Below are 13,845 nucleotides of genomic sequence, written 5' to 3' on the forward strand. Positions count from 1 at the left end.
GCTTTTCCTCCGGTGCGGGTGGGGGAATGAAGGGCTTGCGGATTTGATGTGGGTCACGGCGGACTCGCGTTCATCGGCGAGCCCACCTGGTGCGTGTCATCGCCCCCGCTCCGCCGGCCCCGGGTACGTGATGTCGAACCACGCGAAGCGGGCTCGGGCGGTGGAGGGGCGGCCGTTGGAGGTGGCGTAGAGGCCGAGCTGGACGCTGGTGAACAGCGGGGTGAGGAAGGTGGCTTCGAGGGTGGCCAGGTCCTGCCAGGCGCCGTCGGTTGCCGCGTGGGCGAAGGTGTGGCCGAAGCCGCGGATACGGACCCCCAGGCGCACGGGGCCCGGACGGACGGAGGTGCGGGCCAGGACCTTCGGGCCGTGGAAGAGGCCCAGTCCTTCGGTGGTGCGGAGGAAGAGGAGGTGGGTGTCGTCGTCGAGGACCACGGCGAGGCCCGCCTGTTCGTCCGGCGCGTCGGGGGCGAAGTGCAGTTCGGTGGAGACGTCGCAGTCGGGGTGCAGTTGCGGGCGGGCCAGGAGGGACGGGGTGGTGCGCTCGCCCAGGCGTTCCGGGCGGAGGCTGAGGTGGAGACCGTCGTCGCCCGTGGTCCAGAACGGCGCGCGTGGGGTGCGCAGCGCGCTCCAGTCGGGGGAGGGGTCGGTGAAGGCGTCGTGGAGGGGGCGGCGGAGGTCGGTGTGGACGACGGGGGAGAAGACCGGCCAGCCGTCGTCCCAGGCGATCCAGGCGAGGAAGGTCTCGCGGCCGAGAGCGGAGCCCGGGCGGACGCCCAGGAGGACGGCTCGCCAGTCGCCGTTGGGGGTTTGGACGAGGTCGGCGTGGCCGGTGCAGGTGACCGGGCCCGTGGACGGCGGGAGCACCGGGTTGTCGGGTGCGCCCTCGTAGGGGCCGGTCACGTGGCCGGCCCGGGCGGCGACCACGCTGTGGTCCACATCGGTGCCGCCCTCGGCGGTGAGCAGCAGATAGGTTCCGTCGATCTTGTAGAGGTGCGGGGCCTCCGACCACCGGGCGCCCGGGCGGCTGCCCGACCACAGGACGTGCTCGGGTCCCGTCAGCCGCCGTTCTCCGGGGAGGTATTCGCGCATCCAGATCTCGGTGAAGCCCGCGGCTTCGTCCACGACGCGTGCGGCGGTGAACCAGGCCCGGCCGTCTTCGTCGAAGAACAGCGACGGATCGAAGCCCTCGCCGTCCAGCCAGTGCGGCTGCGACCACGGCCCCGCCGGATCGGTCGCCGTGACGACGAAGTGGCCGGGGCCGTCCATCAGCGTGCAGACGAGATGGAAGACCCCGTCGTGGTGCCGGATCGTCGGTGCGAACAGGCCGCGTGAGGGCTCGCATCCGTCGAGGTCGAGCTGAGAGGGCCGGTCGAGCGCGGAACCGAGGCGCCGCCAGTTCACGAGGTCGCGGCTGTGGAACACGGGAAGGCCCGGGAACCATTCGAAGCTGGACGTCACCAGGTAGTAGTCCGCTCCCACGCGGCAGACGGACGGGTCGGGCCGGAACCCGGGCAGCACGGGATCACCGAACATCGCGGTCATGGAACCGGGACGATCTCGACCGGCACGGACAGCACCCGGTCGGCTGCCGGATGACGTACGGGGCCTTCCAGGGTGAAGGAGCCTTGGAGCGGAAGATCTCCGCTGGAGCGGCCGACGGCCACGCCGATCTCCCCGGGCTCCACTCTTCTGCGCAGGTCGAGCCCGGTGAAGGAGGTCCGGTCGGCATGGACGGAGAAGGTGATCCGGGCGGCCCCGCCCGGCGGTAGTTCCACCGTGCCGAATCCGGCGAGCCATCGCCGGGGCCGGACGACGGACGCGACCGGGTCCGAGAGGTACAGCTGGACCACCTCGGTCCCGGCGACCTCGCCGACGTTGCGGACGGTGACCGACACGGCGACGGCGCCGTTCGTGGTCGTGACGGGATCCACGGAGAGCTCCGAGTAGGCGAAGCTGGTCCAGCTCAGCCCGTGCCCGAAGGGGAACAGCGGGGTCGGGTCCACCGAGCTCCAGTCGGTGTGCCCGCCGAGCTTGGCGTGCAGGTAGGTGCCGGGCTGGCCGCCGACCCGGCGGGGGATGGAGACGGGCAGCCTCCCGGTCGGTTCCGCGGCTCCGCGGATGATCCGGGCCAGCGCCGTCCCGCCCTCTTCTCCGGGGAAGAACGCCTGCACCACGGCCGAGGCCCGCTCCGCCAGGGAGCCGAGCGCGTAGGGCCGTCCGGAGACGAGGACCAGGACGGTCGGCACCCCGGAGTCGAGGACGGCGGAGGCGAGTGCGGCCTGGTCGCCGGGCAGGTCCAGGGTCTCGGCGTCGCAGCCCTCACCGGAAGTGCCCCGGCCGAACATGCCGGCCCGGTCCCCGAGCATCAGCACGTTCACGTCCGGATCGTCCGCGGTGACGGTGAACCCGGCAGCGGCCAGCGCTTCGCCGAGGGTCGGGATCGCCACCCCGAGGTCGCCGGGCAGCGCGACGTGGTTGGGGAAGGAGTAGCAGCCGAGGAAGGACTGGGGGTCGTGGGCGTACGGGCCGCTGATCGCCACCCGGCACGGCTGCAGCGGCAGGATGCCGTCGTTGGCGAGGAGCACGGTGGAGCGTTCGGCCAGGAGCCTGGCCAGAGCCCGGTTTGCCGGTGGGTCGAGGTCGACCGGCTCGGGGGTGAGGGGCTGCCAGTCGGGGTCGAGCAGGCCGAGCTCGGCCTTCTGGAGCAGGACCCGTTCCGCGGCCCGGTCGACGAGCTCCTCGGACAGGTTTCCCGATCGGACCAGTTCGGTCAGCGGCTCGCCGTAGCAGCGGGCCGTGGGCAGCTCCACGTCGATTCCGGCGGTGAGCGCCAGCGCACCGGCCGCGCCGCGCGATCCGGTGACGCCGTGCCGGGTCTCCAGGAAGGAGATGGCGTAGTAGTCGGCGACGACCACACCGCCGAAACCGAGGTCGCCCCTGAGCAGCTCGGTCAGCAGCCGTTCGTCGGCGGCCACCGGGACTCCGTCCACGTCGGTGTAGCTGTTCATCACCGACCGGGCGCCTCCCTCGCGCAGGGCCCGTACGAAGGGCTCGACCAGTACGTCGGCGAACTCGCGCGGCCCCGAGGAGACGGGGGCCATGTTCCGGCCGCCGCGCGAGGCCGAGTACCCGGCGAAGTGCTTGAGCGTGGCCACGATCCCGGCGCCTTCCAGACCCTGCACGTAGGCGGTGCCGATCGCCCCGACGAGATAGGGGTCCTCGCCGATGCACTCTTCGGTTCTGCCCCACCGGTAGTCGCGGACCACGTCGAGCACCGGCGCCAGCCCTTGGTGGACGCCGACCCGCCGCATCCCCGCGCCGATGGCGGCGGCCATCTGCCGCACGAGCCCGGGGTCGAAGGAGGCGCCCCAGGCCAGCGGCCCGGGGAAGACCGTCGCCCCGAACGTCATGAACCCGGTCAGGCATTCCTCGTGGGCGACCGCCGGGATACCGAACCGGCCGGATCCGGTCACCTGTTGCTGGAGCGAGGCGAGCCGTTCCATTCCGGCTTCCGCCGAGATCGGCGCGGTGCCGTACACCCGGGTGAGCTGGCCGAGCCCGTGCGCGACGATGTCGTCGAGGCCTGGCGCGGACTCGCCCGAATCGTCCTCCATCGGCGCGACCGGTGTTCCCGGATCGGAGGGCAGCGCCCAGAATCCGGTGAGCTGACCCGCCTTCTCCTCCAGCGTCATCCGTTTCAGCAGATCGGCGACTCGCGCGGACACGGGCAGCAGGGGGTCACGCCAGGGCTCGGTCAAGGAATTCTCCTAGGGACGGGGGCGGGGCGGGGCGGTGGAGAGCCGGATCTTGAGCTCGGTGGAGAGCTCCATCCGGGGGCTGACCAGGGGTTGGCCGTCCAGGAGCTGGAAAAGGGTGCGGGCGGCGACCCGGCCCATCTCCTCCAGCGGTTGACGCACCGTCGTCAGCGGCGGTGACAGCCATTCGCACATCGGCAGGTCGTCGAAGCCGACCACGCTGAGGTCCTGCGGGATGTTCAACCCGCCCTGCCGGGCGGCTTCGTAGACGCCCATCGCCTGCTGGTCGCTGCCGGCGAAGACGGCGGTCGGCGGCTCGGGGAGGGCGAGCAGTTCCCGGGCGCGCCGGAATCCGCCCTCGTGCTGGAAGTCGCCGAACCGGATCAGGTCGCGGTCGACCTCGATCCCGGCCCGCTCCAGGGCGGCCCGGTACCCGTCGATGCGGGCCTGGCTGCAGAGCATCTCCTTGCGCCCGCCGATCGTGGCGATCCGTCGGTGTCCCAGCTCCAGCAGGTGCTCGGTGGCGGCGAGGCCGCCCGCCCAGTTGGTCGCTCCGACGCTCGGCACGCCGTTGCCCGGCAGGTCGATCGGGTCGATGACGACCAGCGCCACCCCGGCCTGTTCGACCTGGGCGCGCTGGGCCTGGGTGACCGAGGCGGTCACGAGGATGACGCCGTCGCTGTGGTGCAGGACCGGCAGTGCGGCCCAGCTCGACGGCGTGGCCTCGCCCGGCGGGACGAGGGAGACGACGGTGCCGACGCTCCGCTGGGCGCACTCGGCCTCGACGCCGCGCAGGATCTCCACCGCCCACGCGCTGTCCAGGCCGCCGATGATCAAGTCGACCAGCCCCGACCTGCGGGCCCGGCCCTGCTTGCCGGGGTGGAGGTAGTTGTGAGAGCGCAGCAGGCTCTCGATCCGTTCGCGTGTCGAGGGCGCGACGTCGGAGCGCCCGTTGATCACCTTGGACACGGTGGCCTGGGAGACCCCTGCCTCCGCGGCGATGACGGCCAGGGTCGGACGCTGCTCGCTCAACTTCTCTCCTCTGCGTGGACGCTTGGGGCCGGGGCGATAGATATCGCAAACTTTCGAAGAGTTTCCGGTTGGCTTGACCAGGTTGTCAAGCTCCAAGTGAGCTGCTGCTCACGGCAATTCGGTGAGAAGGCTTGACCGGGGCGCCTCGCGTTTCTAGTTTGTGCAGCACTGAATTCAAGGATGTTACGAAACATTTTCGAACTCGAACCCGGCATTCCCCACCCCGGAGGTCCCATGGCCAGCACACCCCCGAGTCGAAGAAGCTTCCTGGCGCTCACAGGCCTGACCGCTCTGTCCGTCTCGCTGACCGCAGCCTGCGGTGACGGGGACTCCGGCTCGGGCTCGGGGTCGGCGGCCGACGGCAAGGTGACCTTCGCGTGGTGGAACATCGCCACGACGGAACCGGGCAAGTCCCTCTTCCCGCAGATCTCCTCGGCGTTCACGGCCGCTCACCCGAACATCACGATCAAGACGACCTCGTTGGAGAACGAGGCGTTCAAGTCCAAGCTGACGGCCACCAGTTCATCGGGCAAACTCCCCGACGTCTTCCAGACCTGGGGCGGCGGCGTGCTGCGCCAGCAGGTCGACGCGGGGCTGGTCGAGGACCTCACCGACGTGCTCGGCTGGTCCTCCGACCTCACCCCGGTCTCGCTGCAGCCCTATCAGTTCGAGGGCCGGACCTACGGGGTGCCGTACGACATAGGCATGGTCGGCTTCTGGTACAACAAGAAGCTCTTCGCCCAGGCCGGGATCACCGCGCCACCGGCCACCTGGGCCGAGTTCCTCGAAGACGTCGAGAAGCTCAAGGCCGCGGGCGTCACCCCGATCGCCCTCGCGGGCAAGGAGAAGTGGCCCGGCCACTTCTACTGGGCCCACCTCGCGATGCGCGTCGCAGGCCTCCCCGCGCTGCAGCAGGCCGCCACCACCAAGGACTTCACCGGCGCAGGATTCGTCCGGGCGGGCACCCACCTCAAGGAACTGGTCGACCTCCAGCCGTTCCAGACGGGCTTCCTCGGCGCCGGCTACTCGACCCCCGGCGGCCAGGCCGCGACCATGGGCAACGGCCAGGCCGCCATGGAGCTGATGGGCCAGTGGGCACCGTCGGTACAGAAGGACGCGGGCGCCGACCTCGGGGCGGACCTGGGCTTCTTCCCCTTCCCGACGGTCGACGGCGGAGTCGGCCGGGCCACCGAGGTGTTGGGGGGTGGCGGCGGCTTCGCCCTGCGCAAGGGCGCCCCGAAGGAGGCCCTGGAGTTCCTGAAGTTCCTCGTTCTGGAAAACGAGTCCAAGCTGCTGGCCTCCAACGGCTATCTACCGGTGGTCAAGGGCGCGGAGAGCCAGCTCGCCGACGCCAACAGGAAGGCGGTGGCCGACAGCCTGGTCAGGGCGACGGGCTTCCAGCTCTACCTCGACCAGGCCTACCCGCCGGCGGTCGGACAGGAGGTCAACGACAGCGTGGCCGACCTCATAGCGGGCCGGAAGACGCCCGAGCAGGTCACCAAGTCGATCACCGAGGCTGCGAAGGGTGCCTAGCTCCGTGTCCACCCTGACCAAGGAGCGGACGCACGACACCCTGCCGGTGCGCCCGCCCGCCCCGGAGCGGTCGCTCCTGCGCGGGTTGCGCAGCTGGGCGTCGGTCGCCTGGTTCCTCGTCCCGGCCCTGGTCCTCTTCCTCGTCTTCGTCCTCGCTCCGATCGCGGTCGCCGTCTACACCGGCTTCTTCAAGTGGGGCGGGACCGGCCCCGTGGACGAATTCGTCGGCTTCGAGAACTACACCAAGCTGTTCGCCGATCAGGTCTTCCTCGGCGGTCTGGGGCGCGGTCTGTACCTGGTCGTCCTGTCGATCACGGTGCAGCTGCCGTTCGCGTTGTTCACGGCGGTCCTGCTCAACCAGAGGCTGCGCGGCCGGGCCGTCTACCGGATGCTGTTCTTCGCGCCGTACATCCTGTCCGAGGTGGTGACGGCGGTCCTCTTCACGATGATCTTCCTGCCCGGTGCGGGCATGGCCGACCATCTCGCCGGCGCGCTCGGCCTGGAGGGGCTGCGGGGGAAGTGGCTCGCCGATCCCTCGACGGTCATGCCGACCCTGTTCGTGGTTATGACCTGGAAGTACTTCGGATTCCACATGATGCTTTTCCTCGCCGGGCTGCAAAGCATCCCGGGCGAGATCCTCGAAGCCGCCTCCATCGACGGCGCCGGCGCTTGGCGGCGCTTCCGGCACGTGGCGCTGCCGCTGCTCGGTCCGACGATCCGGATCAGCGCCTTCCTGTCGATCATCGGGGCCATCCAGCTCTTCGACCTCGTCTGGGTCATGACCGCGGGCGGGCCCAACCACTCCTCCGAGACGATGGCGATCTCGGTGTTCCAGTACGGGTTCAAGCGCTACCAGGTCGGCTACGCCAGTGCGATCAGCGTGGTGCTGTTCATGATCAGCCTGGTCTTCTCCCTCTTCTACCAGCGCTACGTGCTCCGCCGTGACCTGAGCGGGGCCGTCACCTCGGGAGGTGGCCGATGAACGCCCGCAGGACGGTACGCGGCCTGTCGCTGCACGCGGTGGTCTGGCTGATCGGTGCGTTCGTCGTCGTTCCGCTGATCTACGCGGTGATCTCCGGATTCAAGAGCACCGGCGAGCTGACGACCAACCCGTTCGGGCTGCCCGAACACTGGAAGGCCGGCAACTACACGGGCATCCTCGGCGATGGAACGTTCTGGCGGCAGATCGCCAACAGCGCGGGCATCGCGATCGGTACGACGTGCTGCACGGTGGCGGTCTCGGCGATGGCGGCGTTCGTGCTGGCCCGCTATGCCTTCCGGGGCAGGGAGCTGTTCTACGCGCTGTTCACGATCGGGCTGATGTTCCCGTTCGCGGTGGCCGTCCTGCCGCTGTTCCTGCTCCTGCGAAACTTCGACCTGCTCGACAACCCGCTCGGAGTGATCCTCCCGCAGGCGGCCTTCGGGCTCCCCATGACGATCATCATTCTGCGCGGCTTCTTCAGGACCATCCCGGCGGAGGTCGAGGAGGCGGCCATCGTGGACGGCTGCGGCAAGTTCCGCTTCTTCTGGAAGATCCTGCTGCCGATGGCGCGGCCGGCTCTCGGCACGGTTTCGGTGCTGGCGATCGTCGCGAGCTGGAACAACTTCTTCCTGCCGCTGCTGGTGTTCAACGACCCGAAGTGGCAGACGGTCCCGGTCGGCGTCCAGCAGTTCCAGGGCCAGTACGCGACCGACTACGCGCTCGTCCTCGCCTACATCGTCCTCGCCATGGTCCCCGCCCTCGCCTTCTACGCCGTCGCCGAGCGGCAGTTGATCGGCGGCCTCACCGCGGGCGCCACCAAGGGCTGACTCCTGCCGCACGACCTCCATCCCCGAGGAGACCTTGTGAATCGCCCGCGCTCACCCACCCCATTTTTGTTAGCGCTAACACTGACCTCGAGCCCTACCCCTGCCCCACCCCCGCCCCCCAAAGGAGCTCTTCTGATGTGGTTCCGCCATCCGCCCCGGGCCCTGAGGCTCGTACTCGCGGTCCTTTCGTCCTTGCTGCTCGGGGCCACGCTCCTCGGCACCCAGCCCGCAGCCGCAGCCGCGGCGGCGGCGATTGACGTCAACACCTCGTACGTGCTGGTCAACCGCAACAGCGGCAAGGCCCTGGACGTCTACAACCTGTCGACCGACGACGGGGCCCGCATCACCCAGTGGACCAGGAACGATCAGAACCAGCAGGTGTGGCAGTTCGTGGACTCCGGCGGCGGCTACTACCGCATCAAGTCCCGCCACTCCGGCAAGGTGCTGGACGTCTCCGGCCGGTCCACCGCCAACGGCGCCGCGATCGTCCAGTGGGCCGACCTGAACGGCACCAACCAGCAGTGGCGGCCGGCCGACAGCTCGGACGGCTACGTGAGGCTCATCGCACGTCACAGCAACAAGGCCCTCGAAGTGCAAGGCGGCTCCACCGCCGACAACGCGAACATCGTCCAGTACGACGACTGGGGCGGCGCCAACCAGCAGTGGCAGCTCGTCCCGGTCGGCGCCGGCAACCCCGGCCCGTGCGCGCTTCCGTCGACCTACCGCTGGGCGTCGACGGGCGCGCTGGCGCAGCCCAAGCCGGGGTGGGCCTCGCTCAAGGACTTCACCGTCGTCCCCTACAACGGCAAGCAACTCGTCTACGCGACGACGCACGACACGGGGACGAGTTGGGGTTCGATGAACTTCGGCCTGTTCACCAACTGGTCGGAGATGGCCTCGACCGGCCAGAACACCATGTCGACATCCACCGTCGCGCCCACGCTCTTCCACTTCGCGCCGAAGAACATCTGGGTGCTCACCTACCAGTGGGGCGGGACCGCCTTCTCCTACCGGACGTCGAGCGACCCCACCAACCCGAACGGCTGGTCGTCACCGCAGGTGCTCTTCTCGGGCAGCATCACCGACTCCGGAACGGGACCCATCGACCAGACGCTCATCGGTGACGGGACGAACATGTACCTGTTCTTCGCCGGTGACAACGGCAAGATCTACCGGGCCAGTATGCCGATCGGGAACTTCCCGGGCAGTTTCGGCACGACCTCGACCGTGATCATGAGCGACACGACGAACAACCTGTTCGAAGCCCCGCAGGTCTACAAGCTCCAGGGCCAGGAACGCTACCTCATGATCGTCGAGGCGATCGGCTCGCAGGGCCGCTACTTCCGCTCCTTCACCGCCACCAGTCTGAACGGCTCGTGGACACCCCAGGCCGCGACCGAGAGCAACCCCTTCGCCGGCAAGGCCAACAGCGGCGCCACCTGGACCAACGACATCAGCCATGGCGAACTGATCCGCACCACCGCCGATCAGACCATGACCGTCGATCCCTGCAATCTGCAGTTGCTCTACCAGGGACGCAGCCCCAACTCCGGCGGCGACTACGGCCTCCTGCCCTACCGACCGGGTCTGCTGACCCTGCAGCGCTGACGGCAGGACTGGGTCCGGCTCCAGAACGGAGCCGGCGCGGCGGGCTCGGCCGAAGGCCGAGCCCGCCCGTCACATCCCCCGGCGGCTACTCGGTGGCCGGCGGCCAGGTGGCGCGGTCGCGGAGGTGGTGGAACTCCGTCAGTTCGGAGGCGAGGACGTCGAAGTGCGGGAGAGGGGCCCACAGGCTGCGCTCGCCGATGACGTAGAGGCGGCGCTTGGCGCGGCTCGCGGCGACGTTGAGCAGGTGCGGGGTGCCGGCCGCCCACTCGCGGGCGCCCGGCCGACCACCGCCGAGCACGAGGACGACGACGTCGGCCTCCTTGCCCTGGGCCCGGTGGACGGTGGCGCAGCGCTCGTCGATCAGTTCGGACGTCCAGCCCTGACGGCCGCGGCAGACCTTCTGGCATTCGGCGACGAGGGCCCGGAAGGGGGCGATGACGCGCACGCGCTCGACGCCGATGCCGTGCCGGTGCAAGGCGTCGAGGACGAACTCGAAGGCCCGGCGGTCGCGTTCGCCCCACGGCGCGTCCGGCGGGCGGTTCGGGTCGTCGGTGTTGAGCCAGCGGCTGGGGAGCAGACCGTCCTGCTCGGCATCGGGGAACGAAGCGTGTGCGGTGCCGTGGACCATCAGGCCGCCGTACGCGACCTCGTTGCTGACCGTGAACATCGGGTCCTCGCAGCGGCGGTGCACGCGCAGCGGCGAGCCCACCCAGACGTGCTCGTCGCCCCCGTCCGGGGCCGGCAGGTAGGTGCCGTAGCGGTTGGTGCGGTCGGCGACGGCCTGGGCCGACGTGGCCGAGGGCAGCCAGCGCTCGTCGACGCCGTAGGCGCGCAGCAGCCGCAGCTGCAGGGCCGTGGGCATGGTGACGACGGGTTCGAGCTGGAGCGGATCCCCGACCAGGAGGGCCCGTCGGGCGCGCCACAACGCGCCGACGGCGGCTTGCGGGGTGGCCTGCCCGGCCTCGTCGACGAGGACCCAGCCGATCGACTCCCGGCCGAGGCGGGCGAACATGCTGCCGACGGAGGAGAACGTCGTGGAGACGACGGGCACGAGGAGGAACAGCGTCTGCCAGGCGCGCTCGACCTCCTCGTCGGGGACGGGCCCGTTGGTGCCGGCCATCAGCTCCATCAGGACCTGCAGGTTGCCGCGGACCCGCTTCGCCGTCCCGGCGACGAAGGCGCGGTGCAGGTCCAGGGCGCGCAGGAACAGGTCGCTGCGCGCGGTGGACCACACGTCGTCGGACCAGGGCGAGCCGAGTTCCTGGTCGGCTTCGTCGAGGTGGTGCCAGCCGACGGGCAAGGACGGCAGCGCCAGGGCCGCCTCCCGCAGTGCGCGGTGGCGGCCGTCGAGTTCGGCGAGGGCGACCCGCAGGTCGCGGCGGGAGGAGTCGGCGACCTGCCGGGCGTACCGGAGGGCACGGCCTGCCTCGTCCTCCCGCGCGTTCGCGGCCCGTTCGTACGCGACGGCGGCGGTGAGGCCCGCTGCGGCCTCGTCGACGACGGTCGCGGACCGGGTGTGGCGGTCGGAGGCCAGGGACTCCGCGCGTACGGCCGCGGCGACCTGCTCCAGGGAGTCCTCGAGCGCGGCACGCTGCTGGACGAGCAGGTGCGCGATCTCGGCCTGGGTGTGCTCCTGCTGCCGTTCGGCGGCCTGCCGGTCGGCGGTGCTCTGCAGCAGGCGGCGCAGCCCGCCGCGAAGGCCCCGCTCGACGGCCGGGGGAGCGTCGTGGCGTGCGGTCAGCGCGGTCACGTACGCGCGATGGTGAGCGGCCAGTTCACGGGCGGCCGACAGGTCCGCGCGGACGGTGGCCAGCTCCTGGCGGGCCCGCGGTACGTGTTCGGATGCCGCCCCGTATCCGGCCTCGGCCGCCGCGGTGGCGGACCGGGCGGCAGCGGTGTCGGCGGCGGCCCGGTCCAGGACCGCCGTGGCGGCGGCGACCTGCCGGTCGGCCCGGGACACGGCGGCTTCCAGGTCCGCGATCCGCTGCCCGGCCGACGGGGATTCCACGGCCGCCAGGTCCCGGGCGAGCCGGGCGCGTCCGGCGCGCAGCCGCTCGACCTCGGCCCGGGCCGTACGGAACGCGGCGACGGCGTCGGTCCACGACGGCACCGGCTGGGCGGGCCCGGGGGCCGCAGCCGCGGCCTGGTCCGCCGAAGCGGCGGTACGCCGGGCACCGGGTGGGGGACGGGGCGGAATCCAGTCGCTCAGGATGTCCCGCATGCCCCGCAGCGGCGGCAGGTACGCGGCGGAGCGGGCGGCGGCCTCCTTCTTGGGCAGGCGGCCCCACCAGAACCGGTCCCCGAACTCCTTGCGGTTGGTCTTGTTGCCGAGCACCGCCGCGACCAGACCCCAGGCCGGTCCGCCCAGGAGCGCGGAGGCGAGGTCGGAGAAGTGGTCGGTGCCGCCCTGCCAGTGCTCGCCGAGCGCGCCGATGCCGGGCAGTTCGGCGGTGACGTTCTCCACGGCGCCGTTGTTGGAAGAGGTGACCACGATCTCGAACCCGGTCAGCCGCGGGTCGAGCCGCGACACGAAGCGGGGGTGCTTGCCCTGGCGGTCCCTGCCCCGCCAGGCCGGACCGGTGAACGCCTGCTCGGGCCGGTCGAACGTGGCCAGCACCGCTGCCCGCTCGACGACCAGTGCGGCGACCAGGTCGCGCAGCATCGTGGTCTTGCCCGTGCCCGGCGGGCCGTTCACGGAGAACATCCCGCCCTCGGTTCCCGCCCGGTCGGCGAGCACGCGGTCGACCGCGAACTGCTGGCTCAGGGCGAGCGGGAACCGTGCCGGTGCGGGCCAGCGCCCGGCCGGAACAAGGTCCGGAGCCACCCCTTCCAGGACGACCCCCCGCTCCCGGCGCACATCCGTCCGCGCGCCCACGGCGACGGAGCCGAGCTCGGTCAGGTACGCCTCCAGCGCCGGTCCGATCCCCTTGCCGACGGCCGTGGACACCCGGGCCAGATCGGGCGGGAGCAGGCTGTTCAGGAACGGCGCGGCGGCGGTGACCTTCGCCTGGGGGTCCCGCGGCCGTTGGACCAACCTGCTGCGCACCCGGACCACCTGCGGCCGCAGGTGGTCCCGTACCCCGCACAGGTCGGCGATCTGCGCGGTCAGGGCGACCAGATCGGCGAACCCGAGCGCACGGGGACCGGCACCTGACCCGGCACCGGCGCCTGACCCGGCACCGGCGCCTGACCCGGCACCGGCGCCTGACCCGGCACCGGCACCGGACCCGGACTCCGCCTCCGTCGACGTGGCGGATCCGGGGGCCGACGCCCGCTCGGGCACGCCCCCGGTACCGTCCGGACGCCCGGGCTCCGGCTGCTCCTCGGCGGGCCGGCGGGCCGCGACCCAGTCGGCGGCGCGGCGCACCAGGGGTTCCGCCGCGCCCTGCAGCACGGCGCCGGCGGCCTCGCCGAACAGGGCCCCGACCGCACCGACGGCGGCGCCGCCCAGGATCTCGGCGAGCAACCGCTGCCAGCTCCCGCCGCCGGCCGCGGCCGGTGTTCCCGGTCCGTCCCCGGAGCCGGGCCGCTGCCCGTACGCCGTTGCGGCGGCCGGGGCGGTGGGGCCGTAAGGGATGACGGTGGCGGTGAGCTCGTCGATCGCCCTGCCGAACGCGTCGTCGAGCTCCTCGAATCCGTTCAGCCATCCCGGTACGGACGGCCCCGGATCGAAGAGACGGCCGGTCGCCCAGCCGCACGCGGAGATCACCGACGTGTCCTCGAGCGGCCGGCCCTCGTCGTCCAGGACGAGCGCGAACATCGCGCTCTGGCCCGACAGCACCAGCTCGGTCTGGGGCACGCCGGGGTCCGGATCGGTCCCCGCAGGCAGCACCGCGATCATCGCCCGGCGGAGCAGCTCCAAGTCGAAGACCCCGCCGTAGACCTCGTGCCGCCACATGTATCCGGCCCGTGCCCGCCGTGCCCCCGTCTCCGGATGGTCCGGATCCCACGGCAGGAGCGAAGGCACCCGCCCCGGCTCCGGTTTCAGGTCGCTTACGTACTCTTCCCTCGGCCCCGACCGCACGGCGGACCGCCGGCGCGGCAGCGCTGGGATGGTCGGTGGACTGAACAGCTCGATCGCGCGCCAGCACTCCAGCAGGGCCTCCCG

Annotated in this window: 8 protein-coding genes; 4 read left to right on the plus strand and 4 right to left on the minus strand. The window is 71.3% G+C overall.

Features of this window, described 5'->3' with window-relative positions:
• Positions 1–96: 96 nt before the first annotated feature.
• From ACE1OC_RS37710 to ACE1OC_RS37720, 3 genes are read right to left on the minus strand one after another with little or no spacing between them, the layout of a single operon-like run.
• Entirely contained in the window at positions 97–1,542 is a 1,446-nt protein-coding gene (locus ACE1OC_RS37710) for a glycoside hydrolase family 43 protein (RefSeq protein ID WP_407840806.1), read from the minus strand.
• Positions 1,539–3,758: a beta-glucosidase gene (locus ACE1OC_RS37715; protein ID WP_407840807.1), complete on the minus strand. Its 2,220-nt coding sequence runs from the start codon at positions 3,756–3,758 to the stop codon at positions 1,539–1,541. The genes ACE1OC_RS37710 and ACE1OC_RS37715 overlap by 4 nt, the downstream gene beginning before the upstream one ends.
• Before the next feature lie 9 nt (positions 3,759–3,767).
• The gene (locus ACE1OC_RS37720; RefSeq protein WP_407840808.1) at positions 3,768–4,787 is read right to left on the minus strand and encodes a LacI family DNA-binding transcriptional regulator; all 1,020 of its coding nucleotides are present in this window, start codon (positions 4,785–4,787) and stop codon (positions 3,768–3,770) included.
• Positions 4,788–5,021: 234 nt separating this feature from the next.
• On the opposite strand from ACE1OC_RS37720, the gene ACE1OC_RS37725 reads away from it, so the two are divergent.
• The 4 genes from ACE1OC_RS37725 (at position 5,022) to ACE1OC_RS37740 (ending at position 9,737) form a co-directional block, all read left to right on the plus strand.
• The gene (locus ACE1OC_RS37725; RefSeq protein WP_407840809.1) at positions 5,022–6,320 is read left to right on the plus strand and encodes an extracellular solute-binding protein; all 1,299 of its coding nucleotides are present in this window, start codon (positions 5,022–5,024) and stop codon (positions 6,318–6,320) included.
• A gap of 85 nt (positions 6,321–6,405) precedes the next feature.
• Positions 6,406–7,302 carry a carbohydrate ABC transporter permease gene (locus ACE1OC_RS37730; RefSeq protein ID WP_407841806.1) on the plus strand — a complete coding sequence of 299 codons (897 nt, stop codon included), beginning with the start codon at positions 6,406–6,408 and terminating at the stop codon, positions 7,300–7,302.
• Complete coding sequence (locus ACE1OC_RS37735) at positions 7,299–8,129, plus strand: carbohydrate ABC transporter permease (RefSeq protein WP_407840810.1); 831 nt, start codon at positions 7,299–7,301, stop codon at positions 8,127–8,129. Before ACE1OC_RS37730 ends, ACE1OC_RS37735 begins: the two co-directional genes overlap by 4 nt.
• Before the next feature lie 135 nt (positions 8,130–8,264).
• A complete protein-coding gene (locus ACE1OC_RS37740; protein ID WP_407840811.1) occupies positions 8,265–9,737 on the plus strand; it encodes a non-reducing end alpha-L-arabinofuranosidase family hydrolase in 1,473 nt (490 codons plus the stop codon).
• A gap of 85 nt (positions 9,738–9,822) precedes the next feature.
• Here ACE1OC_RS37740 and ACE1OC_RS37745 read toward each other — a convergent pair whose 3' ends face one another.
• Positions 9,823–13,704 carry a DEAD/DEAH box helicase gene (locus tag ACE1OC_RS37745; protein WP_407840812.1) on the minus strand — a complete coding sequence of 1,294 codons (3,882 nt, stop codon included), beginning with the start codon at positions 13,702–13,704 and terminating at the stop codon, positions 9,823–9,825.
• Positions 13,705–13,845 lie beyond the last annotated feature (141 nt).

Origin of the sequence: Streptomyces stoeckheimensis (assembly GCF_045822005.1) — a bacterium.
Lineage (GTDB): Bacteria > Actinomycetota > Actinomycetes > Streptomycetales > Streptomycetaceae > Streptomyces > Streptomyces stoeckheimensis.

Coding starts and splice junctions, on each gene's coding strand:
- ACE1OC_RS37710 (WP_407840806.1), bottom strand. CDS start 1,542: ATGACCGCGATGTTCGGTGATCCCGTGCTGCCCGGGTTCCGGCCCGAC.
- ACE1OC_RS37725 (WP_407840809.1), top strand. CDS start 5,022: ATGGCCAGCACACCCCCGAGTCGAAGAAGCTTCCTGGCGCTCACAGGC.
- ACE1OC_RS37735 (WP_407840810.1), top strand. CDS start 7,299: ATGAACGCCCGCAGGACGGTACGCGGCCTGTCGCTGCACGCGGTGGTC.
- ACE1OC_RS37740 (WP_407840811.1), top strand. CDS start 8,265: ATGTGGTTCCGCCATCCGCCCCGGGCCCTGAGGCTCGTACTCGCGGTC.